The 23,193-nt window shown below is 62.6% G+C and carries 22 protein-coding genes; 4 read left to right on the top strand and 18 right to left on the bottom strand.

Going from position 1 to position 23,193, the window contains the following annotated elements:
* Positions 1–44: 44 nt before the first annotated feature.
* The 12 genes from LY284_RS13300 to LY284_RS13245 all read right to left on the bottom strand — a co-directional run bounded on the left by LY284_RS13300 (position 45) and on the right by LY284_RS13245 (position 13,737).
* On the bottom strand, positions 45–812 hold the full coding sequence (locus LY284_RS13300) for an ABC transporter ATP-binding protein (protein WP_233387177.1): 768 nt from the start codon (positions 810–812) through the stop codon (positions 45–47).
* Entirely contained in the window at positions 812–2,584 is a 1,773-nt protein-coding gene (locus LY284_RS13295) for an ATP-binding cassette domain-containing protein (RefSeq protein ID WP_375294246.1), read from the bottom strand. The genes LY284_RS13300 and LY284_RS13295 overlap by 1 nt, the downstream gene beginning before the upstream one ends.
* A gap of 4 nt (positions 2,585–2,588) precedes the next feature.
* Positions 2,589–3,632, bottom strand: a complete 1,044-nt coding sequence (locus LY284_RS13290; protein WP_077157712.1) for a branched-chain amino acid ABC transporter permease — start codon at positions 3,630–3,632, stop codon at positions 2,589–2,591.
* Positions 3,633–3,729: 97 nt separating this feature from the next.
* Positions 3,730–4,902 (bottom strand): ABC transporter substrate-binding protein, encoded by a 1,173-nt coding sequence (locus LY284_RS13285; protein ID WP_233386675.1) that lies wholly within the window; start codon positions 4,900–4,902, stop codon positions 3,730–3,732.
* 288 nt (positions 4,903–5,190) lie between these two features.
* Positions 5,191–6,369 (bottom strand): ABC transporter substrate-binding protein, encoded by a 1,179-nt coding sequence (locus LY284_RS13280; protein ID WP_233386667.1) that lies wholly within the window; start codon positions 6,367–6,369, stop codon positions 5,191–5,193.
* A 544-nt stretch (positions 6,370–6,913) separates the two neighbouring features.
* Complete coding sequence (locus LY284_RS13275; protein ID WP_014192692.1) at positions 6,914–7,885, bottom strand: branched-chain amino acid ABC transporter permease; 972 nt, start codon at positions 7,883–7,885, stop codon at positions 6,914–6,916.
* The gene (locus tag LY284_RS13270) at positions 7,885–8,769 is read right to left on the bottom strand and encodes a branched-chain amino acid ABC transporter permease (RefSeq protein WP_233386665.1); all 885 of its coding nucleotides are present in this window, start codon (positions 8,767–8,769) and stop codon (positions 7,885–7,887) included. Before LY284_RS13270 ends, LY284_RS13275 begins: the two co-directional genes overlap by 1 nt.
* Before the next feature lie 95 nt (positions 8,770–8,864).
* Positions 8,865–10,085, bottom strand: coding sequence for an ABC transporter substrate-binding protein (locus LY284_RS13265; RefSeq protein ID WP_077157715.1), 1,221 nt, complete (start codon positions 10,083–10,085; stop codon positions 8,865–8,867).
* An 83-nt stretch (positions 10,086–10,168) separates the two neighbouring features.
* Positions 10,169–10,930: an ABC transporter ATP-binding protein gene (locus tag LY284_RS13260; RefSeq protein WP_014192695.1), complete on the bottom strand. Its 762-nt coding sequence runs from the start codon at positions 10,928–10,930 to the stop codon at positions 10,169–10,171.
* Complete coding sequence (locus LY284_RS13255) at positions 10,927–11,706, bottom strand: ABC transporter ATP-binding protein (protein ID WP_008352429.1); 780 nt, start codon at positions 11,704–11,706, stop codon at positions 10,927–10,929. The genes LY284_RS13260 and LY284_RS13255 overlap by 4 nt, the downstream gene beginning before the upstream one ends.
* A 25-nt stretch (positions 11,707–11,731) precedes the next feature.
* Positions 11,732–11,914: a hypothetical protein gene (locus tag LY284_RS13250; protein ID WP_233386663.1), complete on the bottom strand. Its 183-nt coding sequence runs from the start codon at positions 11,912–11,914 to the stop codon at positions 11,732–11,734.
* Positions 11,915–12,060: 146 nt separating this feature from the next.
* Positions 12,061–13,737, bottom strand: a complete 1,677-nt coding sequence (locus LY284_RS13245) for a GMC family oxidoreductase (protein WP_045451527.1) — start codon at positions 13,735–13,737, stop codon at positions 12,061–12,063.
* Positions 13,738–14,141: 404 nt separating this feature from the next.
* Here LY284_RS13245 and LY284_RS13240 point away from each other — a divergent pair, with 404 nt between their 5' ends.
* Together LY284_RS13240 and LY284_RS13235 are read left to right on the top strand one after the other, a co-directional pair.
* Entirely contained in the window at positions 14,142–15,044 is a 903-nt protein-coding gene (locus tag LY284_RS13240) for a LysR family transcriptional regulator (protein WP_014192698.1), read from the top strand.
* 117 nt (positions 15,045–15,161) lie between these two features.
* The gene (locus LY284_RS13235; protein ID WP_233386661.1) at positions 15,162–15,698 is read left to right on the top strand and encodes a class IV adenylate cyclase; all 537 of its coding nucleotides are present in this window, start codon (positions 15,162–15,164) and stop codon (positions 15,696–15,698) included.
* Here LY284_RS13235 and LY284_RS13230 read toward each other — a convergent pair.
* Together LY284_RS13230 and LY284_RS13225 are read right to left on the bottom strand one after the other, a co-directional pair.
* Positions 15,674–16,159 (bottom strand): Lrp/AsnC family transcriptional regulator, encoded by a 486-nt coding sequence (locus LY284_RS13230; protein ID WP_041730842.1) that lies wholly within the window; start codon positions 16,157–16,159, stop codon positions 15,674–15,676. The two genes, LY284_RS13235 and LY284_RS13230, sit on opposite strands and share 25 nt — an antisense overlap.
* A gap of 248 nt (positions 16,160–16,407) precedes the next feature.
* Positions 16,408–16,638, bottom strand: a complete 231-nt coding sequence (locus tag LY284_RS13225; protein WP_014192701.1) for a DUF3717 domain-containing protein — start codon at positions 16,636–16,638, stop codon at positions 16,408–16,410.
* A 182-nt stretch (positions 16,639–16,820) separates the two neighbouring features.
* Between LY284_RS13225 and LY284_RS13220 the strand changes: the two genes are divergently transcribed.
* The gene (locus LY284_RS13220) at positions 16,821–17,507 is read left to right on the top strand and encodes a response regulator transcription factor (protein WP_014192702.1); all 687 of its coding nucleotides are present in this window, start codon (positions 16,821–16,823) and stop codon (positions 17,505–17,507) included.
* A 20-nt stretch (positions 17,508–17,527) separates the two neighbouring features.
* Positions 17,528–19,042 carry a sensor histidine kinase gene (locus LY284_RS13215; RefSeq protein ID WP_041730844.1) on the top strand — a complete coding sequence of 505 codons (1,515 nt, stop codon included), beginning with the start codon at positions 17,528–17,530 and terminating at the stop codon, positions 19,040–19,042.
* A 55-nt stretch (positions 19,043–19,097) separates the two neighbouring features.
* On the opposite strand, the gene LY284_RS13210 is transcribed toward LY284_RS13215, so the two are convergent.
* The 4 genes from LY284_RS13210 to LY284_RS13195 all read right to left on the bottom strand — a co-directional run bounded on the left by LY284_RS13210 (position 19,098) and on the right by LY284_RS13195 (position 22,475).
* Positions 19,098–19,562 (bottom strand): SET domain-containing protein, encoded by a 465-nt coding sequence (locus tag LY284_RS13210; protein ID WP_041730846.1) that lies wholly within the window; start codon positions 19,560–19,562, stop codon positions 19,098–19,100.
* A 180-nt stretch (positions 19,563–19,742) separates the two neighbouring features.
* On the bottom strand, positions 19,743–20,855 hold the full coding sequence (locus LY284_RS13205) for an NADH:flavin oxidoreductase/NADH oxidase (protein WP_045451530.1): 1,113 nt from the start codon (positions 20,853–20,855) through the stop codon (positions 19,743–19,745).
* Between the two features lie 88 nt (positions 20,856–20,943).
* On the bottom strand, positions 20,944–21,672 hold the full coding sequence (locus LY284_RS13200; RefSeq protein WP_233386659.1) for a glutamine amidotransferase: 729 nt from the start codon (positions 21,670–21,672) through the stop codon (positions 20,944–20,946).
* A gap of 158 nt (positions 21,673–21,830) precedes the next feature.
* Positions 21,831–22,475: a MarR family winged helix-turn-helix transcriptional regulator gene (locus LY284_RS13195; RefSeq protein WP_045451532.1), complete on the bottom strand. Its 645-nt coding sequence runs from the start codon at positions 22,473–22,475 to the stop codon at positions 21,831–21,833.
* Between the last annotated feature and the right edge of the window lie 718 nt (positions 22,476–23,193).

Below are 23,193 nucleotides of genomic sequence, written 5' to 3'. Positions count from 1 at the left end.
GTTTCACGTGAAACACGCCATTCTGAGGAGACGTCAAGGTCGCTTTATGCGACCTTTTTCGTCAGACCAAGATAGGTTTCGATCACTTGAGGGTTGTGCTGGAGCGCATCTGCGTTGCCCTCCAGAGCGAATTCCCCCGTTTCCAGCACGTAGCCGTAGTCGGAGATTTGCAAGGCCGCACGCGCGTTCTGCTCGATCAGCAATGTCGCGACGCCCGTCTGACGAAGCGCGCTGACGATATGGAAGATCTCCTTCACGATCAGCGGCGCGAGGCCCAAGCTCGGCTCGTCCAGCATGAGCAATTGCGGCTTGCCCATCAACGCGCGGCCCACTGCGAGCATTTGACGCTCGCCACCGGAGAGCGTACCCGCCGCCTGTTTGCGTCGCTCCTTCAGGCGCGGGAACAGTTCGAAGACGTGATCCAGTTGATCAAGGAAATTACGGTCGCCTGCCTTCTTCCTTCGATAAGCGCCAAGTACGAGGTTATCCTCCACCGCCATCGTCGAGAATAGCTCGCGCTTCTCCGGTACCAGGCACATGCCGCGTGACACCCGACGTTCGATCGGCAGCGCGGACACATCCTCGCCGAGATAGCGAACGAGGCCCTTCGCGTGACCGATCTGCGGCAACGCGCCCATGATTGCATTGAGCAGCGTCGACTTGCCTGCGCCGTTCGGTCCGATCACCGAGACGATCTGCCCCGCGCCGACCGTAAGTTTGCCGTCATGCAGTGCTTCGACCTTGCCGTAACGCACCGACAGCCCTTGCACCTCCAGGATTGCGTCCTGCACCGCGTTCGTTTCTTTCGCCATCATTCCACCCCGCCCAGATACGCTTCGAGAACCGCCGGATCTTTCTGAACGTCCTTCGGCAAACCTTCTGCGATCTTCGTGCCGAACTCCATCACGACGAGTCGATCCGTCAGATTCATGACGAAGTCCATGTCATGTTCGACCAACAAAATGCTCATTCCTTCGGCGCGCAGTTTCCGCAGCAGGTCGGCAAGCTGCACCTTCTCTTGATAGCGCAGGCCGGCGGCCGGTTCATCGAGCAGAAGGAGCGTCGGATCGCAGCACAGCGCACGCGCAATTTCCAGAATGCGTTGCTGGCCGAGCGCGAGACTGCCCGCCTCGCTATAGATATGCTTCTCCAGCCCGACGCGTGCGATCTGTTTCGCCGCCTCGGACATGAGACGCGCTTCCTCCGGCGCATTCAAACGGGCGATACTGCGCCACACCCCCGTGTTCCCACGCAAATGCGCACCGATCGCGACGTTCTCCAGCACGGTCATGCCCGGAAGCATCTTGACGTGCTGAAACGTCCGTCCGATACCGCGCTTTACGATCTCACGCGAAGTCAGCTTCTCGATGCGTTCGCCGTGGAAACTGATTTCCCCGCTCGTCGCCTGGAGCACGCCTGTTACGAGATTGAACGTCGTGGATTTGCCCGCGCCATTCGGCCCGATCAGGCCAATGATCTCCCCCGCCTTCACCTCGAAGCTCACATCATTCACCGCGACGAGTCCGCCGAACTGCTTGCGCGCCTTTTCGACGACGAGCAAGCGCTCGCCCGCCGCCGGTTTGCTGCGCTGCGGAAGCGCGTCGCCATGATCCGGCACGTGAGCACGCGGCCCGCGCGGAAAAATACGCGCGACGAACGGCCAGACGCCCTGCCGCGCATATTGAAGCAACAGCACCATCACGACACCGAAAACGATAATCTCAAAATTACCGTTCGCGCCGATCAGCTTCGGCAGCAGCGTCTGCAGATAATCCTGCATAACGGTGAGGATGGTCGCGCCGAGAATCGCACCCCAGACATGCGATACGCCGCCGACCACGGCCATGAACAGGAACTCGATGCCATGATTCAACCCGAACGGCGTCGGGTTCACCGCGCGCTGCAAATGCGCGTACAGGAAGCCCGAAATAGCCGCCAGCACCGCTGCGTAGATGAAGATGACCACGCGCATCCAGGCGGTATTGACGCCCATCGCTTCGGCCATCGTGCCGCCGCCGCGCAGCGCGCGAATTGCTCGCCCGGGCCGACTATTAAGCAGATTCTGAACAGAAACCACCGCAAGCAGCACCACGACCCAGATCAGGTAGTAGATGCTGCGGCCCGATTCCAACTCCCAGCCGAAGAGATTGAGCACGGGAATGCCGTTGATGCCGTCGTACTTGCCGAGCAGTTCCATATTGCCGAACAGATAGAACAGCGACAGCCCCCACGCGATCGTCCCGAGCGGCAAAAAGTGTCCCGACAGACGCATCGTGATGAGCCCGAGCAGCAGCGCGATGAACGCCGTCAGCACGACGCCCGCAATCAGCGCGAGCCACGGCGAGACGCCATAGCGCGTCGTCAGGAAGGCCGTCGCATAGGCGCCCACGCCGACGAACGCAGCCTGCCCGAAGCTCGTCATGCCGCCGATGCCCGTGAGCAGCACGAGCCCTATCGCGACGATGGAATACAGGCCGATGTAGTTGAGCAGCGTGATCCAGTACTCGGGTACGGCGACAGGCCCCGGCAGCACGGGAAGCGCGAAAACGATCAGCAGGAAGATCCAGAAAGAACGGAATTTCATCGGCTTACTCCTCGTCCTCATCCGAATGCGGGCTCGCGAGACTTCGCCACAGCAAGACCGGAATGATCAGGGTGAAGACGATCACCTCCTTGTATGCACTCGCCCAAAACGACGAATACGATTCGAGCAGCCCCACCAGCAGCGACCCCGCCGCCGCGAGCGGATAGCTCACCAGACCGCCGACGATCGCGCCCACGAAGCCCTTCAGGCCGATCAGAAAGCCCGAGTCGTAGTAGATGGTCGTGATCGGCGCCACGAGCACGCCGCAGAGCGCGCCGAGGCCGGCAGCAAGCGTGAACGCGAGGCGTCCCGCCTGCGTCGTGCCAATGCCCACGAGCCGCGCGCCCAGCCGGTTCACCGAGGTCGCGCGCAACGCCTTGCCGGAGATAGAGCGATCGAAATAGAAATACAGCGCGACGATCAGCACGACGGCCGTGCCGACGACCCACAAGCTCTGCCCCGAGATCGACACATCGCCGAGATTGAACGTGGCGTCGGAGAAGGCGGTCGTGCGCGAGCCTTCCGCGCCGAACATCACGAGCCCGAGGCCGACCATCGCAAAATGCACCGCCACCGCGACGATCAGCAGCAGCAGCGTGCTCGCCTCCGCGATCGGCTCATAGGCGAGCCGGTAGACGAACGGTCCCATCGGCACGACGATCAGGAGCGTCAGCGCGATCTGCGCGATCATCGGCAAGGGCTGCGCGAACGCCGCCTGCGTGATGCCCCACACAGCGACGGGAAACAGCAGATATTTGGCCGCCAGCACTGGCAGCGAGCGCACGCTCGCCCGACCACGCACGACGCCGAACGTCTCGGCGACGAAGCAGCCCACGCCCATCGCGATGAGCAGATAACAGGTCGCGGGCAGCTTCTGCGTTTGCAGCGCGGCCAGCGTGAGCGCGCCGTACGCGACGAACTCGCCCTGCGGAATGAAAATGACGCGTGTCACGGAGAACACGAGCACCAGAGCGAGCGCGAGCAAGGCGTAGATCGCGCCCGTGGTGATCCCGTCCTGCGCGAGGATCGCCGCAATCGATAAGTCCATACTTCCTCTTCGGAGCTTCGGTGAAACATGGGCAAACGGCGCGCCGTTGCCGGTGCGCCGTCTGTCTTGAAAATAAGCGAAAAGCGTCTTGCGAAGATCAGTCGTTCAGCAGCTTCCACTTGCCGTCGACGATCTGCACCATCACGCGCGCGCGATCGTCGAAGCCATTGTGATCGGTCGGCGTTGTGTTCATGATGCCGTGCGACACCGGCAGATCCTTCAGGTTTTCCAGCGCGGCGCGCAGCGCCTCGCGGAACTCCGGCGTGCCCGGCTGCCCTTTCTTGAGCGCTTCGGGAATCGCGCGCTGAAGCATCTGGCCCGCGTCCCAGGCATGGCCGCCGAACGTCGAGAGCGAGCCCGCGCCATACGCCTTCTCATACGCGTCCTTGTAGGCCGCCGACGACTTCTTCACCGGATTGCTCGCCGGCAATTGCTCGGTCACGAGGACCGGACCCGCGGGCAGAATCTCGCCCTCGCAATCCTTGCCGCAGACGCGCAGGAAGTCGTTATTGGCGACGCCGTGCGTCTGATACACCTTGCCCTTGTAGCCGCGCTCTTTCAGCGCCTTGGCCGGCAGCGCGGACGGCGTGCCCGCGCCCGCGATCAGCACCGCGTCGGGGTTCGCGCCCATCGTCTTCAGTACCTGACCCGTGACGGACGTGTCCGTGCGGTTAAAGCGCTCGTTCGTGAGGATCTTCAGCTTGTGCGCTGCCGCCGCCGTGTTGAACACGTTGTACCAGCCGTCGCCGTAGGCATCCGCGAAGCCGATGAAGCCCACCGTCTTCACGCCGTGCTTCTCCATGTAGCTCGCGATCGCGTCGGCCATCAGCGCGTCGTTCTGCGGCGTCTTGAAGACCCACGCCTTCTTCGCGTCCATCGGCGAAATGATGGCGGCCGATGCGGCCATCGAGATCATCGGCGTCTTGCCTGCGGCGGCCGGATCGATCATCGCGAGCGAGTTGGGCGTGACGGTCGAGCCGACGATCGCATCGACCTTGTCTTCGTCGATCAGCTTGCGCGTGTTCTGCACGGCGCGGCTCGTGTCCGAACCGTCATCGAGCACGATCCATTCGACCGACTTCCCGCCGATTTCCTTCGGCAATAGCGCGACGGTATTTTTCTCGGGAATCCCGAGCGATGCGGCCGGTCCCGTCGCCGAAAGCGTCACGCCGATCTTCACTTGCGCGAACGCCGCGCCCGCGCCTGCGAACATGCTGCCCGCGACGGCGAGCGCGATGCCGCTCCTGATCCATGCCTTCTTCGTGTTCATTACTTGTCTCCAAACGCGACTTGCTTGTTATGCCAACACGCACCCGTGCGGTGCGCTGCTGCGAGCTGTTATCGATGCGAGCCTTCGGGTGCGAATCGAAGGCCGCCCCAATCTATGTACCGCGTCACTGCGTGCCAAGGGTGGATTTCCCTGACTGTTGCGCGGCTGCATGCGGGGCTTCGCGCCCTCTTCTTTCGCCGCCCTTCTTTCACTGCGAAGCACAGAAAAAAAGGCGCGTTACCTTGCAACGCGCCTTTGGTTTCCGAATCGGTTCACATACGGTTGCCGTCAGTTGCCCGAGAGCTTCCACTTGCCGCCGACGATCTCCACCATCACGCGCGCGCGCTGGTCGAGTCCTGCGTGATCGCCCGCGCTCATGTTGAAGATGCCGTGCGACGCGGGCAGATTCTTCGTCTCTTCGATCGCCGCGCGCAATGCTTCGCGGAATGCGGGCGTGCCGGGCTGGCCCTTCTTCAGCGCGAGGGGAATCGCGCGCTGGAGGATGAGGCCCGCGTCCCATGCATGACCGCCGAACGTGGAGACGGAACCCGCGCCATACGCGCCCTCGTACGCTTTCTTGTACGTGAGCGCGGCCTGCTTCACGGGGTTGCTGTCGGGCAACTGCTCCGCGACCAGAAGCGGCCCGGCGGGCAGGAACGTGCCTTCGCAATCCTTGCCGCACACGCGCAGGAAATCGTTATTGGCGACGCCGTGCGTCTGATAGATCTTGCCCTTGTAGCCGCGCTCCTTGAGCGTCTTCTGCGGCAGCGCCGCCGGCGTGCCCGCGCCCGCGATCAGCACCGCATCCGCGTTCTGCGACATCATCTTGAGCACCTGGCCCGTGACCGATGCGTCGTTGCGCGCGAAGCGCTCGTTCGCGACGACCTTCAGCTTCGCGAGATCGGCCGCTTTCGAGAATTCCTTGAACCAGCTCTCGCCATAGGCGTCGGAAAAGCCGATGAACGCGACCGTCTTCACGCCGTGATTCGACATGTGCTGCGCGATCGCGGTGGCCATGAGAATGTCGTTCTGCGGCGTCTTGAAGACCCATGCGCGCTTGCTATCCATCGGTTCGACGATGCTCGCGGCCGCGGCCATCGAGAGCATCGGCGTATGCGTTTCGGCGGCGATGTCGATCATCGCGAGCGAGTTCGGCACGACGGTCGAGCCGACGAGCGCATCGACGTGATCTTCGCTCGTCAGCTTGCGCGCGTTTTTAACGGCTTGCGTGGAATCGGTGGCGTCGTCGAGGACGATGTATTCCACCTTCTGCCCCGCGACTTCCTTCGGCAGCAATGCGACCGTGTTCTTTTCCGGAATGCCGAGCGACGCCGCCGGACCCGTTGCCGAGACCGTTACGCCGATTTTCACTTGCGCCATGACCTGATTGCTGAATGCCGCCGAGAAACTGACACACAGACCCGCGACGGCCATTGCGACCGTCTTACCGCGTAAAGCCAACTTCATTGATTTGCGCCCCGTAAATCGTGTTCTTGCTTGATGGACCGCTTGCGAAAATGCCCGTGATTCACGCCTGATCCGCACTCGAAACGAATCGCCGACCAATGGGTCGGGAAATGCAGTTTAGCGGACTGACGCACCGGGCAGCAAGCATTTTGAAGGGTTTCAGGCGTGCTTCGGCGTTGTGTTTTCGCTGCTTCGGCAACGCGCCCGCCCCAATCCCGATTACCTCGGGAAAACCCCGCTTAAAATGCGCCGCGGGATTATTCGTATTATCGGCGGGCAAATAAAAAAGCGCTGTTGGACTCATCCAACAGCGCTTTTCGGTCGGGCACTTTGTGCCTCATGTCTCCTCGTTCTCCACCTCAAAAAATCTGGGTGCAACAGAACTAGGACGCATATTAAAGAATGCAATACTGCGCGACAACCTAGCATTTACCCTAGTGGTGCACAAAAGCACCTCAACGGGGCGTATTTCTTGCAATACGGCGCGCATCTCGCAATTTTGCCCGATTAACCGAATTCATTCGGATTTCAAAACAAAATCCCTTCAGCCTTGCAACGGCCGGACCCGCGCGACGATTTCCCCGACAATCCCGCGCCTGAACGCCAGCACGCATGCGATGAAAATCACGCCCGTCACGATCGTGACCGACTCGCCGAGCGAGTTGAACCACTGCACGCCCGTCAGCCGCGCGATGCCGGTGCCGATGTCGCCGAGCCGGTCTTCCAGCGCGACGATGATCGCCGCGCCGAGCAACGGCCCGAACATCGTGCTCATGCCGCCGACGAGCGTCATCAGCACGACGAGGCCGGACATTGTCCAATAGGCGTCGCCGAGCGTTTCGAAGCCGAGCACGACCGTCTTCAGCGAGCCCGCGAATCCCGCGAGACCCGCCGACAGCACGAACGCCAGCAGCTTGTAGCGCGCGGTGTCGTAACCGAGCGAAATCGCGCGCGGCTCGTTCTCCTTGATCGCGATGAGCACTTGGCCGAACGGCGAATGCACGATGCGCACGATCAGCGCGAACGCGAGCAGCATCACAACCAGCACGACGTAATACAGCGTGATGTCGCTGCCGAGATCGATGGCGTTGAAGAGCCTGCCGCGCGGCACCCCTTGCAGGCCGTCTTCGCCGTGCGTGAAAGGCGCCTGCAGGAACACGAAGTACACCATCTGCGCGAGCGCCAGCGTAACCATCGCGAAGTAGATGCCCTGGCGCCGGATCGCGAGCAGGCCGGCTACGAGCCCGAGCAGCGTCGCCGCCGCCGTTCCCGCGATCACGCCGAGCTCCGGCGTGAAGTTGAGCGTCTGAATCGCATATCCGGTGACATAGCCCGCCGTCGCAAGGAACATCGCGTGGCCGAACGACAGCAGCCCCGTATAGCCGATCAGCAGATTGAAGGCCGCCGCGAAGAGCGCGAAGCACAGCACCTTCATCATGAACACGGGATACACGCCGACGAACGGCGCCACGATCAGGCCAATCAGCAACAGGCCGTAGAGCGCTTTTCTCTGCATCATTTTTCCTTGCCGAAGAGTCCTGCCGGGCGAATCATCAACACGATCGCCATGATGACGAAGACGACCGTCGCGGACGCTTCCGGATAGAACACGCGCGTAAAGCCCTCGATCACGCCGAGCAGCAGGCCCGTCAGGATCGAACCCATGATCGAGCCCATGCCGCCGATCACGACGACCGCGAACACGGTGATGATCATCGACTGGCCCATCAGCGGCGAAACCTGAATGACGGGCGCGGCCAGCACGCCCGCGAACGCCGCCAGCGCGACGCCGAAGCCGTAGGTGAGCGTGATCATCATCGGCACGTTGACGCCGAAGGCCTCGACGAGCTTCGGATTCTCCGTGCCCGCGCGCAGATAGGCGCCAATGCGCGTCTTCTCGATCACGAACCAGGTCGCGAAGCACACCGCGAGCGACGCGACGACCACCCACGCGCGATAGTTCGGCAGGAACATGAAGCCGACATTGGTCGCGCCCTGAAGCAGCGAGGGCACGTCGTAAGGCTGCCCCGACGACCCGTAGATGGAGCGGAACACGCCTTCGATCACGAGCGTGAGGCCGAACGTGAGCAAAAGACCGTAAAGGTGATCGAGCTTGTAGAGCCAGCGCAGCATCGAGCGCTCGACGATCACGCCGAAGATGCCGACGATCACCGGCGCCAGCAGGAGCATCAGCCAGTAGGGGATATCGAAGTACGAGTAGCCCATCCATGCGAGCATCGCGCCCAGCATGAAGAGCGCGCCGTGCGCGAAGTTGATGACGTTGAGCAAGCCGAAGATCACCGCGAGCCCGAGGCTCAGGATCGCGTAGAACGAGCCGTTCACCAGCCCGAGAAGCAGCTGGCTCATCATTGCGGCGAGCGGGATGCCGAAGATTTCCATTGAACCTGCCGTCAGAAACGTGTTGACGCGGTTGCAACGGCAAGCGGCTTTCCTGGCCGCCTGCGTTGCGAACGCGCTAGATCACTGCCGAATGCTTACTTCCAGAGCTTGCAGCGCGACTCCGCCTTCGTGCCGAACGCCTGATCGCCCGGAATCGTCGCGGTGATCTTGTAGTAGTCCCACGGCTCTTTCGATTCCGACGGCTTCTTCACTTCCATCAGGTACATGTCGTGAATCATTGCGCCGTCTTCGCGGATATAGCCCTTCGCGTAGAAGTCGTCGATCTTCGTCTTGTGAAGCTGCGCCATGACCTTGTCGCTGTCCGTCGTGCCGGCGGCCTTCACTGCGTTGAGATACGTCATCACGGCCGAGTAATCCGCGGCTTGCAGGCTCGACGGCATCTTCTTCATCTTGCCGAAGTAGCGCTGCGCCCACTTGCGCGTGTTCTCGTCCTTGTTCCAGTACCAGCTATCCGTCGCGACGAGGCCTTGCGTCGTCTCGAGCCCGAGGCTGTGGATATCGTTGATGAAGATGAGCAGCGCGGCGATCTTCATCGACTTGGTGATGCCGAATTCCTTCGCGGCCTTGATCGAGTTGATCGTGTCGCCGCCCGCGTTCGCGAGGCCGAGCACCTGCGCCTTCGATCCCTGCGCCTGCAGCAGGAACGACGAGAAGTCCGACGCCGACAGCGGATGCCGCACTTCGCCGAGCACCTGGCCGCCGTTCGCCTTCACGACGTCAGCCGTGTTCTTTTCGAGCGCCTTGCCGAACGCGTAGTCGGCCGTCAGGAAGTACCACGTCTTGCCGCCCTGCTTGGTCACCGCGGAACCGGTGCCTTTGGCGAGCGCCATCGTGTCGTAGGCGTAGTGGACGGTGTAGGGCGAGCATTGCTCGTTGGTCAGGTTGTCCGCGCCCGCGCCGATGTTGATGTACGGCGTCTTCTTCTCCGCCGCGACTTGCGCGGTGGACAGCGCCGTGGCCGAGTTCGTGCCGCCGATGATGACGTTCACGCCATCGCGGTCGATCCATTCACGCGCGCGCGACGCCGCGATATCGGCCTTGTTCTGGTGGTCCGCGTAGACGAGCTCGATGGGCTTGCCGTTCACCTTGCCGCCGAAATCCGCGATCGCCATGCGGATCGCTTCGAGTCCGCCCGGCCCGTCGATGTCGGCATACAGGCCCGACAAGTCGGTGACGTAGCCGATCTTCACGCTGTTGCCGTCGGCAGCGGAAGCGCTCGTGCTCATCACCGCCACACTCGCCGCCGCAGCCGCAAAGCAAAGAGTAGAGAGGCGCGCGAGGGTCTTCTTTTTCATTCCAGTCTCCATGAGTTTTGATTTGTTGCGGTGTTACTGGTGTTGCCCTTCCCAACCTGCCGGACCTGCATGCTGCGCGTGGTTTAAACGCCGAGCAGCTCGTGCAGCACCGGCATCTTCGCTTCGAGTTCCCCCGCGCCGAAATGCTCGACGATGTTTCCGTGCTCCATCACGTAGAAGCGGTCCGCGAGCGGCGCCGCGAAACGAAAATTCTGTTCGACCATGACGATGGTGTAGCCGCGCGACTTCAGCATCAGGATCATGCGCGCGAGTGTCTGCACGATGACCGGCGCGAGGCCTTCCGATATTTCATCGAGCAGCAGCAGGTTCGCGCCCGTGCGCAGAATGCGCGCGACGGCCAGCATCTGCTGCTCGCCACCCGAAAGACGCGTGCCCTGGCTTGCGCGGCGCTCTTTCAGATTCGGGAACATCGAGTAGATTTCATCGAGCGACATCGCGTCCTTCTGCTTGCCGATGAGCGGCGGCAGCAGCAGGTTCTCCTCGCACGACAGGCTCGAAAAAATGCCGCGCTCCTCCGGGCAATAACCGACTCCGTGATGCGCGATCTTGTGCGTGGCGAGGCCGATGGTTTCGTGTCCCGCGACGCGAATCGATCCCGTGCGCCGCCCGGTCAGGCCCATGATGGCGCGCAGCGTCGTCGTGCGGCCGGCGCCGTTGCGCCCGAGCAGCGTGACTACTTCGCCGCGGTTCACCTTGAGGTCCACGCCGTGCAGGATGTGGGATTCCCCGTACCACGCCTGCAGGCCCGAAATTTCCAGCGCGGGCGCATTGTTCGCCCCGCCGTTCGCGTTGAGCGAGCGGCGTTCCTCCACGGTCGTACTCATGCATGCGCTCCGGTGAGCGCCGCATCGGCGCTGCCCATGTAGGCTTCCATCACGAGCGGATTCTTCGACACTTCCGCGTAGCTGCCTTCGGCGAGCACCTCGCCGCGCTGAAGCACGGTGATGGTGTCGGAGATGCCCGCGATCACGTTCATGTTGTGCTCGACCATCAGAATGGTCCGTCCCGCCGACACTTTCTTGATGAGCGCCGTCACGCGATCGACGTCTTCGTGGCCCATGCCTTGCGTGGGTTCGTCGAGCAGCATGAGTTCGGGTTCCATCGACAAGGTGGTCGCGATTTCCAGTGCGCGCTTGCGGCCATAGGAAAGTTCGACCGTTTTGGTGTCGGCGAAGTCGGTTAGACCGACTTGCGTAAGCAGGTCCATCGCGCGGTCGTTGAGCGCGTCGAGCGAGCGCTCGCTGCGCCAGAAGTGAAACGATGTCCCCAGTTGACGCTGCAAGCCGATGCGCACGTTTTGCAGCACGGTCAGATGCGGAAATACCGCCGAAATCTGAAACGAGCGGATAATGCCGCGCCGCGCGATGTGCGCCGGACGCTCGCGCGTGATATCCGTGCCGTTGAAAACGATCTGACCCGCCGTGGGTTCGAGAAACTTCGTGAGCAGGTTGAAGCAAGTGGTCTTGCCCGCGCCGTTCGGTCCGATCAGTGCATGGATCGAACCGCGGCGAACGCGCAGGTTCACGCCATTCACGGCCGTGAAGCCTTTGAATTCCTTGGTGAGCCCTCGCGTTTCCAGAATGGTGTCGCCGAGAATCATGTCCCCTTCCATGCGAAGTGAAGCGCTAGGCCAACGGTGTGTTCGCCTGCGCTTTAATTTTTCTTTCCGCGCGCACCCGAACGTTGTCTCCATCCCGGTACTGCTTCGCTTCGATCATCGCTATCGCATCCGCACAAAGTCTGCGCGAGATAAGCCGAGCATCGCGTGTTCCGGGGCCATTGTCGCGCCATTGATGCAGCGCAATCATTGGGATTTGCACTAACTAACGAATTGCTTGGATTCGAAACGCATGCACGCAATAAGGGCATGAAGTGCATATTCGCGGCGCATATAAGCAATACGTGAAACGACATCGTGCGATGTCGTCCCAACGTATGACGCGTCATGCGGATGTCATGCAAGCGCGGTCGCGATCACTTCCTGCGCTTCGATGCCGCGGCGGTCCTCGCGGATCATGTCGCTCGCGCGCTCGGCGATCATCAGCGTCGGCGAGTTCGTGTTGCCCGACGTGATGGTCGGCATGACCGATGCATCGACCACGCGCAGGCCGCGCACACCGATCACACGCAAGCGGCTATCGACGACCGCGCCCGGATCGTTGTCCGTGCCCATGCGACACGTTCCGACCGGATGGAAGATCGTCGTGCCGACCTGGCCTGCCGCTTCGACGAGCTCTTCCTGCGTCTGAAACGCGATGCCCGGAAGAATCTCCTCCGGCGAGTATTGAGCCAGCGCCGATGCAGATACGATGCGCCGCGTGAGACGCAGCGAGTTGGCGGCGACTTCGCGGTCGCGATCGGTCGACAGATAATTCGGCGCGATCAGCGGCGCGGCGTGCGCATCCGGCGATTCGATATGCACGCTGCCGCGCGATGTCGGCCGCAGATTGCACACCGACGCCGTGAACGCGTTGAACGCATGCAGCGGTTCGCCGAAGCGTTCGAGCGATAACGGCTGCACGTGATATTCGACGTCGGGCCGTTTGATCGACGCATCGTCGGGATTGGACTTCGCGAACGCGCCGAGTTGCGATGGCGCCATCGACATCGGGCCGCTTCGCATCAGCGCGTATTGCATGCCGATCCATAACTTGCCCCACCAGTGCGCGGACAACGTGTTGAGCGTGCGCACGCCGTTCACCTTGTAGGCCATGCGCAATTGCAAGTGGTCCTGCAGATTTTCGCCGACACCGCGCAGACTCTTCACGACATCGATGCCGAGGCGCTGCAAGCGCGCGCCGTTGCCGATGCCCGACAGTTCCAGGATCTGCGGCGAGTTCACCGCGCCCGCGCTGAGAATCACTTCGCATCGTGCGCGCGCGATGTAATCCACATCGCCGCCGCGATACTCCACGCCGACGCAACGCGCCCCTTCGAATACGAGCCGTTGCGTGTGCGCGCCGGTGATGGTCGTGAGATTCGGGCGCTTCATCGCTTCGCGCAGAAAGGCTTTCGCCGCGTTCCAGCGAATGCCGCCGCGCTGGTTCACTTCGAAATAACCGACGCCGGTGTTGTCGCCGCGATTGAAGTCATCGGTGGCGGGGATGCCGCTTTGCTGCGCGGCTTGCGCGAAGGTTTCGAGAATCTTCCACTTGAGGCGCTGTTTTTCGACGCGCCATTCGCCGCCCGCGCCGTGCCATTGATTGCCGCCGTCGTGATGATCTTCACTGCGCATGAAGACGGGCAGCACCGAATCCCACGACCAGTTCGGATCGCCGCTGATGTGCGCCCAGTCGTCGTAGTCTTCGCGCTGGCCGCGCATGTAGATCATGCCGTTGATCGACGAGCATCCGCCGAGCACGCGGCCGCGGGGATAGGACAGCTTGCGCCCGTTGAGGCCCGGTTCCGCCTGCGTTTTGTAGAGCCAGTCCGTGCGTGGATTGCCGATGCAATACAGATAGCCGACGGGGATGTGGATCCAGTGGTAGTCGTCCTTGCCGCCCGCTTCGAGCAGCAGCACGTTCACGTCTGGATCTGCGGTGAGGCGATTCGCAAGCACGCAGCCGGCTGTGCCTGCGCCGACGATGATGTAGTCGAATTCGCCTTCGAGTTTGCGGGCGGTTTGTTTCATTTGGCTTTTGTCTCCTTTCTCATTCGATGCTTTTTTTTGTGGTGTTTCCTGTGATCGTGTCGGTCTATTGGCGTTGCCCCTGTGCGGGGCGGCACCTACTTTCTTTGCTGCTGCAAAGAAAGTAGGCAAAGAAAGCAGCTTCTCCCATCCAAAGTGCTTCACGCCGGCCGCGGCACAGGCGATTGGCCTAATGGCCCGGCAATAGCGAGTGCTCTCGTAGGTCTTTCGGGCGTGGATCGCGCACGGTCTGTCTCTTCAGTCGTTCAAAGTCTCTGGTTCGGCTTCGGTTCGTTCCGCCCCTGCGCTTCGCGCGGGCGATGGGTCACTTGCAGGGTACTTGCGTGTGGGCTCGCGATCCAATCAGATATGTTCAACTGGGATATAAGACGCGCTAATATCAGGCGATGGACTACATTCTCCTGCGCGCCTTTCTCACCGTCGCTCGCGAAGGCAATCTCACGCGCGCGGCCGCGCGTCTGCATCTCACGCAGCCGGCGGTCAGTCTGCAAATCAAGAATCTCCAGGAGATGCTCGGCGTCGTATTGTTCTCGCGCACGTCGCACGGTCTTTTGCTGACGCGCGATGGCGAAGCGCTGCTGCCGCATGCCGAACGCGCGCTCGCTGCCGCCGCCGACGTGCAGCGCGCCGCTGCTGCGTTGCGCCACGAAGTAAGCGGAACGCTTCGTATCGGGACCATTCTCGATCCCGAATTTTTGCGGCTCGGGGGTTTCCTGCGGCAACTGGTGGAGACGCATCCGCGCATCGAGACGTCGCTGCGGCATGGCATGTCCGGTTGGGTGCTGGAGCGCGTGAAGTCGCGCGAACTCGACGTCGGTTATTACATCGGCGATCCGGCCATCGACGGTACGCGCGACGCCGACCGGTTTCACGCCGTCAGGCTCACGCCGTTCGTTTATCGCGTGCTCGCGCCAGCCGGCTGGCACAACCGCGTGAACAAGGGCAAGCGCAACTGGGCCGCGCTCGCCAAGCTGCCGTGGATCTGGACGCCGCCCGAGTCGGCGCACAACCGCCTGCTGTCGCGCATTTTCCGCGAAGCGGGCGCGATGCCCGTGATCGTCGCGGAAGTGGATCAGGAGCCGTCGATGCTCGATCTCGTCAAATCGGGCGTGGGCCTCTCGCTCGTGCGCGATTCGATCGCGCTGGGCGAGGCGCATGCGCACGCGCTGACGATCGTCGAAGGCGTCACCGTGCCGACGCAGCTTTCGTTCGTCACGCTGGCGGAGCGTCGCGAAGAACCGGCGATCGCGGCGGCGCTGCGGCTGATCGACGCGCAATGGGCGGTTTGACAAGACATCTCGGTGCAAATCCCGAGGCGGCGGAAAGGGGCATTCAAGCGCCCTTCATCGATTGTTTGCTAGGCTGATCCCCTGCTCATTCATTCAACCGGGTCAGAGGGAGTCTTCATGGCACGCAACATCGAAATCAAGGCGCGCGCGCATCAGTTCGAGAAATTGAGGGAACGGGCCGCCGCGCTCGCCCCCGACGCGCCGCTGGTGTTCCGCCAGCAGGACTTCTTCTACGACGTGCCCACCGGACGCCTCAAGCTGCGCCAGTTCGACGACGGCACGCCCTCGGAACTGATCTTCTATCAGCGCGACGACCGCGACGGCCCGAAGGTGTCGTATTACTCACGCAGTCCGGTCACGAATCCCGAAGCCATGCACGCGCTGCTCGCGCAGGCGCTCACGACGCGCGGCATCGTGTCGAAGGAGCGGCACGTGTATCTCGTCGGGCGCACGCGCATTCATCTGGATCGCGTCGATGGCCTCGGCGATTTCATCGAACTTGAAGTCGTGCTCGGCCAGGACGACGACGAAGCCGGCGGCGAACAGGAAGCGCACGCCGTGTTTGCGCGCTTGGGCGTTGGCGAAGCGGATCTGGTGCCGCTCGCGTATGTGGATCTGCTGAATCCGGATCAGGAAGCGTCGCTGGCGAGATGAGAAAGCGGCAGCGGGCCGTTGCGCTTGAAGGTCGTGAGCACGATGTTCGAGCGCACGCTATCCACACCCGGCACGCGCATCAGCTTTTTCATCACGAAGCCTGAAAGCGCGTTCAGGTCGGGCGCGACGATGCGCAGCAGATAATCCGCGTCGCCCACGGTCGCGTGGCATTCGAGCACTTCGGGCAGCGTTTCGATCTGCTGCTGAAACTGCTCGATGATCGAATCGCCATGATGCTTCAGCTTCAGGCTCGTGAACGCCGTCACGCCGAGGCCGAGCTTCTCCGGCCGCAAAACCACCCGATATCCTTCGATCACACCCGTCGCTTCCAGCCGCTGCAGACGCCGCCCGATCTGCGACGGCGAGAGCGGCACCTGCTCGCCTAGCTGCTGATGCGTGGCGCGCCCGAAGCGTTGAAGCACGTCGAGCAGGGCAAGGTCGAAATGATCGAGTTCGAGCATGAGGCGGACACGCACTAGAGCCGGGACGAATGCGACTTTATCGCATCGACGCCCGCACGCTCACAAACCCCACGCGCAAAAGGGACGTTCGGCGCGCATTTAACGAATTCCTTACGGCAGCCAACAAGGTAACGTCCGTGTTACCAATCATGACAGCATCGAAAGCCGAAATTGGCGTAATTTCGCCGAAAACCTAAAGAATGAAGGCATTCGAACAGGCTGCAGAAAGCTTTCTTGTAAGCTATCTTTCAGTCACGAATGCCGTTCTTGAAACGCTCGTAAGCTTCCCAGGCGGCGCGCGCTTCGTCGTCCAGGTGCTCGGGCGGCACGCCGGACTGACGCTGTACAATCAGCAGCGCATAGGGCCTGGACAACGCGCTCGCCTCCTTGCAGAGGCTGAGTTCGTCGCCGCTAGACGGGGACCGGCCGCGCCAGAAATTGATCGCGGCTTCGAGTTCGTTGATCGGGATGAAAGCCATGTCCGCGCAGAATTACATTCGGTGTATGGCCGCGCGCGGCTTTCGGAATCAGGCGCGCACCGCCGCATGAAATGTGAGATTTGAACCGGCTCGAAGCCCGCGCCGAAACGTCGTGCATGCCTTTGCGCATGGACCGACCGCCCCGCCCGCTAGAGCTCAACCCATTGTACTTGAGCGACTCCATGCGAATCCTTCTGATCGAAGACGACCGCCCCATCGCGCGCGGCATTCAAAGCAGCCTCGAACAATCCGGCTTCACGGTCGACATGGTGCACGACGGCATTTTCGCCGAGCAGGCGCTCGCGCAGAATCGCCATGAGCTCGTGATCCTCGATCTCGGCCTGCCCGGCATCGACGGCATGACGCTGCTCTCGCGCTTTCGCCAGAGCAACCGTCATACGCCGGTGATCATCCTCACCGCGCGCGACGAACTGCACGACCGCGTGCAAGGCCTCAACAGCGGCGCCGACGACTACATGCTGAAGCCCTTCGAGCCGCAGGAGCTCGAAGCGCGCATTCGGGCCGTGATGCGTCGCAGCGGTCCGCATGGCGACGTGCCGCGTCCGGAAGTGTCGCTGGGCGGCCTGCGCCTGTCGGGCGTCGATCGCCGCATCTTCAACGATGAACGCCCGCTCGAACTCTCGCCGCGTGAATTCGCAGTGCTCGAAATGCTGCTGCTGCGCCACGGCCGCGTCGTGAGCAAGGCGCAGTTGCAGGATCATCTGACGCACTTCGGCGGCGATCTCGGCGATACGGCCATCGAGGTGTATGTGCATCGTGTGCGCAAGAAGCTCGAAAACACGCGCGTCGAGATCGTGACGGTTCGTGGCTTCGGCTATCTGCTCCAGGAGATCCGGCAAGCGGCGTAACGCTTCTGCCCTAGAACGCCTTGCGATTTCCCACCCGCCGCGCGGGCGATCAGCGTTTCGCCCGCGAAGACTGGCTCGATCTGGCGCGCTCGAAGCCCGCCGAAACGCCGACGCCGCGAAGCCTGCGGCGCACGCTGCTGCGGCGCCTCGCCGCGCCGCTGTCCCTGCTCGCGCTGATGAGCGGCCTGATGGCGTACTGGCTCGCGTGGCAATACACGCAACACGTCGTCGACCGCTCGCTCGCCGATCTCGCCACCGCCATCTCGAAGCAGATCCAGCTCGCGGGCGTCGATGCGCCCGTCACCGTGCCGCCGCTCGCGCAGGCGATGTTCTCCGATCCCGTCGAGCAGCTCATCTACCGCATCAGCACCGGCGACGAGGAAATCGCCGGCGAGCCCGATCTGCCGCTCACCGGCACCAACGTGCGGCGCATCCATTACGCGTATGTCTTCGAGACGCACTTCGAGGGCGTCTCCGTGCGCGCCGCGCAAGTGCGCGTGCCGCAGCCGACCGGCAATCCGATCGTCGTGGAAGTGGCGCAGCGGGTCGGCTCGCGATACCGGATCGCGGTGGAGTTTCTGATCGCGATCATGATGCCGCTGCTGTTGCTGCTGCTCGCCGGCTGGGTGATCGTGTGGCGCGTCGTGAACCAGCAGTTGAACCCGCTCACCGATCTCGCCGACGCGCTCAATCAGCAGACGCACATCTCGCTCGAGCCGGTCGACGAAACCTACGTGCCGAGCGAAATCCGCCCGCTCACGAGCGCGATGAACGCTCTGCTCGTGCGCCTGCAGACGGCGCTGGACGCGCAGCGCAAGTTCATCGCCGACGCCGCGCATCAGTTGCGCACGCCGCTCACGGCGGTCAAGCTGCATGCCGAGCAGGCGCTTAGCTCGCGCGATCCCGCGAAAGCGGTCGAAGCGGTGAAGGAACTGCGCGCATCGGCGGATCGCGCGGTGCGCCTGTCGAATCAACTGCTTTCGCTCGCGCGCGCCGAGCCGGGCGAGCAGGCCGCGCGCTTTGCCGATTTCGATCTCGCCGCGCTCGCCTTCGAAACCGGCGCGGAATGGGTGCCGCGCGCACTCGCCGCGAGCGTCGATCTCGGTTTTCAACGCCTCGACGATCCCGAGAACGAGCATCCGATGATCGTGCGCGGCAATGTCGTGCTCGCCCGCGAAGTGCTCGCCAATCTGATCGACAACGCGCTCAAGTACATTCCGCCGTTTCGCATCGAAGGCGCGCGCATCACGATGACCGTGTCGGAATGGCGCGACGCGAACGGCCGCCGCTTCGGCGAGGTCGTCGTGGAGGACAACGGGCCGGGCGTGCCGCCGGACCAGCAAGGCGATCTCTTCAAGCGCTTTTTCCGCGGCGACGGACAGAACGTGGAAGGCGGCGCGGGCCTCGGGCTTGCGATCGTGCACGACATCATGGTGCTGCACGGCGGCAGCGTGCATTACGAAGATGCGCCCGAAGGCGGCGCGCGCTTCATCGTGCGCATGCCGCTCAAGGAAGCGCAGCCGGCCACGGAATAAAAAAAAGCCACGGCTTCTTCCGATGCCGTGGCTCTTTGTCTTTGCGTCGAAGCGCTTACTTTTTCTTCTTCTCTTTCTTCACCGCCAGCATCGTGCCGCGGCACTTCTTCGCGCCGCACCGGCACTCGTATTCCTTCTTGAGCTTCTTCGTGATACGGCCGTCGATAACGAGCCCGTAGTCGTAGTTCAACTCTTCTTCCGGCTCGATGTCGCGCAGCGCGTGAATGAACACGCGCCCTTCGACTTCCTCGGCCTCGCAATTCGGCGCGCACGAATGATTGATGTACTTCGCGCTATTGCCTTCGATCTTGCCGTCGATCACGCGGCCGTCGTCGAGCGCGAAGTAGAACGTGTGGTTCGGTTCGTCGGGATTATGCGGATGGCGGCGCAGCGCTTCCTTCCACGAAATGCGCTCGCCCTTGTATTCCATCACCTGCTCGCCCGCGGCGATATGCTTCACCGCAAATACGCCCTTTCCATGCACGCCGGAGCGGCGAACGGTGACCCTGCGTGAACTCATCGAACGAATCCTTAAATGACGCTTCGCTCCCGCGTGCTCGGGATGAATTTCGGAATGAAAAAAAACGCGGTGGCCTCGACGGCGCCGCGTTGGCTCGGTTGAGCGCATACGCTCAAACCACCGGTATCCTACACTCCCGGCGCGCGTATGCTCAACCGTCTCGACAATGCCCGCAGTATTTCAACGTTGCCCGATGGTGATCTCGCCGAAGAGATTCTTCTGATCGCGCGGCTGCGAACGCCAGTACTGCGGCGGGGCCGCGACCGTCGCGCCGAGTTCCGCCGCCGCGTGCCACGGCCAGCGCGGATCGTAGAGCATCGCGCGCGCGATGGCGACGGAATCCGCCCGGCCGCTCGCGACGATCTCTTCCGCTTCCTTCGCCTCGGTGATCAGCCCGACCGCGACGGTGTGCACGCCGGTCGCTTCCTTCACGGCCTGCGCGAACGGCACCTGATAGCCGGACGACAGCGGAATCTTCTGCAACGGCGACACGCCGCCCGACGACACATCGACCCAGTCGACGCCGCGTTTCTTCAGCTCCGCAGCAAACGCGATCGTGTCTTCGATGCCCCACCCGCCTTCGACCCAATCGGTCGCGGAAACGCGCACGCCGACCGGCTTGTCGGCAGGAAACGCGGCGCGCACGGCGTCGAAGATTTCGAGCGGATAGCGCATGCGGTTTTCGAGCGAGCCGCCGTATTCGTCGATGCGCTGATTGGCGATCGGCGAAAGAAACTGATGCAGCAGATAGCCGTGCGCGCAATGGACTTCGAGGCCGTCGATGCCGAGCCGCGCCGCACGCTTCGCCGACGCGACGAACGCTTCCTTCACGCGGATGAGCCCGGCGGCGTCGAGCGCGAGCGGCGGCGTTTCCTCGGGCTTGTGAGGAATGGCCGAGGGCGCGGATGTCATCCAGCCGCCATCGGCAACGTCGATCAACTGGCCGCCTTCCCACGGCTTGCGACTCGACGCCTTCCGACCCGCGTGCCCGAGCTGCATCGTCACCGCGATCTTCGAATACTGGCGAATGGCGGCGAGCACCGGTCGCAGCGCGGCTTCGGTGACGTCGTCCCAAAGACCGAGATCGCCGGGCGTGATGCGTCCGTCCGGCTCGACGGCCGTCGCCTCGATGAACAGCATGCCCGCGCCGGAGAGCGCGAGCTGGCCGAGATGGATCATGTGCCATGCCGTCGCCTCGCCGCGCTCGGCGGAGTACTGGCACATCGGCGAGACGAAGATGCGGTTGGGGATCTGGAGACTGCGGAACGTCGTGGGAGTGAACAGCGCGCTCATGGCGATGACTCGTCGCTAGAAGAGGAGCGATCGAGAATAGCACCGCGGTTTCTTCCCTGCAGGGACGCCCGCCCGATGCTTCATACCATCACACTTCGTCGCGCTTTCCGTTGAAGCCGTCGAGCCACTCGCCGAACATCGCGTGCGCCGCGCGTTCGAGATTCGCCCCGTGGCGCGCGGTTTCCTCGCGCAATGCGGCGACCGTTGTGCCGCTCCTCGCGATATCGCCCGGATACGCGACGAGCCAGCTCTCGAAGCGCTCCACGAGCACTTCCGGATGACATTGCAGCGCGAGCACGTGTTCTCCCCACGTGAACGCCTGATGCGCGCACCGGTCGGTGGACGCGAGCAGCGTCGCGCCTTCGGGGAGATCGAAGGTGTCGCCGTGCCAATGGAAAACGGGCACGGGCGCGCCGTCCGCTTCGAGATGGCGCAGCGCGGAAGCGCGTCCCGCCTCGGTCAGCGTGAGCGGCGCCCAGCCGAGTTCCGGCTTGCCCGACGGATACACCCGCGCGCCGAGCGCCCGCGCGATGAGTTGCGACCCGAGACAGATGCCGAGCGTCGGCAAACCGGCCGCGATGCGCTTTTCGAGCATCGCGAGCAGCGGCGCGAGATGGGGATAGTGGGCGTCTTCGTACGCGCCGATCGGCCCGCCGAGCACGACGAGCAGCGACGGATCGAGCGGATTGGGCGCATCGATGCGCCCGCGCCCGACGTCGAGATAGCGCACGAGATGACCGCGATCGCCGAGGACGTGTTCGAGACAGCCCAGATCTTCGAAATAGACGTGGCGAATCGCCAGGACTTCATGTTTCATCGGCGGCATTCCGTAGGTCGACTGCGCGTGGCTCGACACCGGATCGTGACGAGCGAGCTGCGCCTCGCGGCGAGGCGCGACGGGCACAGTCTAACCGACTCGCCGCAGCCTCACAGCGCGAGTTGACGCCAAAGCGCCTTACCCGATACGCCTGCCGTTCAGGCGACTTGCGCGAAGACCTTCCAGCTCTTCTTCTGCGTCGTGACGTCGGCTTCTTCGTATACCGAACAGTCGAGACGCAGATCGGTGTCCGCCATGTTGATCTGAAGCAGCGCGCAGTGATGCGGCGTCTTCTTCGGATTCTTGCTGGCCTCGAAGTGCGAGCAGGACAGGCACATGCGGTGCGCCGGAATCTGCTGTTGCGATTCGAGCTGACGGATGGTCTTGAGCAGCGTGCGATAGAACGCCGTCTGCTCGTCTTCCTTCAGCGTGCCGACCGCCTTCGCGAGGAAGTCCGGCCACTGCAGCGCCTTCTTCGCGGCCGTGCGGCCACGCGCGGTCAGACGCACCGCGAGCGCGCGGCCGTCGTCGATCGCGCGACGCTTCTCGACGAGACCCTTGCCTTCGAGCGTGCTCACCGCATCGCTCGTCGTGGCGGCGGTCAGCGCCGTTTCACGTGCGATCTCGCCGAGGCGCATCGGCCCCTTGCGCTGCATCAGCAGAACGAGAATTTCACCCTGGGTAGGCGTGAGCCCCGCGCCTTCCGCCCATTCCCATGCCTGGCTGCGCATCGCCGTGCTCAGCCGCAGCAGGCCGTGGGTCACCCGCCCCGTCGCCTGCTCTCCGTAAACGCCTTCACTCATAGTCTTTCGCTTGTTGTTCCGCTTATGTGTTTTGACGGCACGCTCGCGTTACCGCCGCGAACACCTCGTTCGAAACGCCGTTCACAGAAAGTACTTCTAACCCCTTGCGAACCGCACTTCGTTCTTGGTCCCCACCGTCTCAAAATTCAGGCGTGCCAACCCAATTGACCGTGCCTGAATGGGGACATTGCAACCCTCTTCGTTATGCGCCTTCTTTTGGTCCTGCTCGTGGCGCTGTTTTCCTGCCGACTATAACGCTACATCTGCAAAGTCGCCATTCTAAGCGACATAGAACAAACGTACACCTTAATTATCCACGCAGAACTGTGGATAACCCGTGGAAAAGCGTCTTCTTGTTGATGGACGTATTCTTGATAACACTGCGCAGCGCATTGCATGCCTTTCGGCTGTCCGCAGCTTCGTGTTACGCCGCACACGCCGCCCGCGTGCTTATCCTCACGCTAGTGCCTTGACTCCGCACCTTTTTTCGACGTTGTCCACAGCAAGGCCCAGGCCCTTGTTCACGACTATTACGGATGTATACGGCTTTCTCGAAGCAAACCTTAGAGAGACCGAATCGATTCTCATCAAACGTTGTCACCGGAGGCTTTATTCTCGTCGCTCGTCTGCACGTGTTTCATACGGACCAAAGATAAAGGCCGCTTCGAAGCATATCGAAGCGGCCTTTCGTCATTGTTCGCGGCGCTTTCTTTGCGTA

The sequence above is a fragment of the Caballeronia sp. PC1 genome (assembly GCF_021353155.1).
Lineage (GTDB): Bacteria > Pseudomonadota > Gammaproteobacteria > Burkholderiales > Burkholderiaceae > Caballeronia > Caballeronia cordobensis.
This window is presented reverse-complemented; position numbering and strand designations above follow the sequence as displayed.

Coding starts and splice junctions, on each gene's coding strand:
- LY284_RS13300 (WP_233387177.1), bottom strand. CDS start 812: ATGGCGAAAGAAACGAACGCGGTGCAGGACGCAATCCTGGAGGTGCAA.
- LY284_RS13295 (WP_375294246.1), bottom strand. CDS start 2,584: ATGAAATTCCGTTCTTTCTGGATCTTCCTGCTGATCGTTTTCGCGCTT.
- LY284_RS13290 (WP_077157712.1), bottom strand. CDS start 3,632: ATGGACTTATCGATTGCGGCGATCCTCGCGCAGGACGGGATCACCACG.
- LY284_RS13285 (WP_233386675.1), bottom strand. CDS start 4,902: ATGAACACGAAGAAGGCATGGATCAGGAGCGGCATCGCGCTCGCCGTC.
- LY284_RS13280 (WP_233386667.1), bottom strand. CDS start 6,369: ATGAAGTTGGCTTTACGCGGTAAGACGGTCGCAATGGCCGTCGCGGGT.
- LY284_RS13275 (WP_014192692.1), bottom strand. CDS start 7,885: ATGCAGAGAAAAGCGCTCTACGGCCTGTTGCTGATTGGCCTGATCGTG.
- LY284_RS13270 (WP_233386665.1), bottom strand. CDS start 8,769: ATGGAAATCTTCGGCATCCCGCTCGCCGCAATGATGAGCCAGCTGCTT.
- LY284_RS13265 (WP_077157715.1), bottom strand. CDS start 10,085: ATGAAAAAGAAGACCCTCGCGCGCCTCTCTACTCTTTGCTTTGCGGCT.
- LY284_RS13260 (WP_014192695.1), bottom strand. CDS start 10,930: ATGAGTACGACCGTGGAGGAACGCCGCTCGCTCAACGCGAACGGCGGG.
- LY284_RS13255 (WP_008352429.1), bottom strand. CDS start 11,706: ATGATTCTCGGCGACACCATTCTGGAAACGCGAGGGCTCACCAAGGAA.
- LY284_RS13250 (WP_233386663.1), bottom strand. CDS start 11,914: ATGATTGCGCTGCATCAATGGCGCGACAATGGCCCCGGAACACGCGAT.
- LY284_RS13245 (WP_045451527.1), bottom strand. CDS start 13,737: ATGAAACAAACCGCCCGCAAACTCGAAGGCGAATTCGACTACATCATC.
- LY284_RS13240 (WP_014192698.1), top strand. CDS start 14,142: ATGGACTACATTCTCCTGCGCGCCTTTCTCACCGTCGCTCGCGAAGGC.
- LY284_RS13235 (WP_233386661.1), top strand. CDS start 15,162: ATGGCACGCAACATCGAAATCAAGGCGCGCGCGCATCAGTTCGAGAAA.
- LY284_RS13230 (WP_041730842.1), bottom strand. CDS start 16,159: ATGCTCGAACTCGATCATTTCGACCTTGCCCTGCTCGACGTGCTTCAA.
- LY284_RS13225 (WP_014192701.1), bottom strand. CDS start 16,638: ATGGCTTTCATCCCGATCAACGAACTCGAAGCCGCGATCAATTTCTGG.
- LY284_RS13220 (WP_014192702.1), top strand. CDS start 16,821: ATGCGAATCCTTCTGATCGAAGACGACCGCCCCATCGCGCGCGGCATT.
- LY284_RS13210 (WP_041730846.1), bottom strand. CDS start 19,562: ATGAGTTCACGCAGGGTCACCGTTCGCCGCTCCGGCGTGCATGGAAAG.
- LY284_RS13205 (WP_045451530.1), bottom strand. CDS start 20,855: ATGAGCGCGCTGTTCACTCCCACGACGTTCCGCAGTCTCCAGATCCCC.
- LY284_RS13200 (WP_233386659.1), bottom strand. CDS start 21,672: ATGAAACATGAAGTCCTGGCGATTCGCCACGTCTATTTCGAAGATCTG.
- LY284_RS13195 (WP_045451532.1), bottom strand. CDS start 22,475: ATGAGTGAAGGCGTTTACGGAGAGCAGGCGACGGGGCGGGTGACCCAC.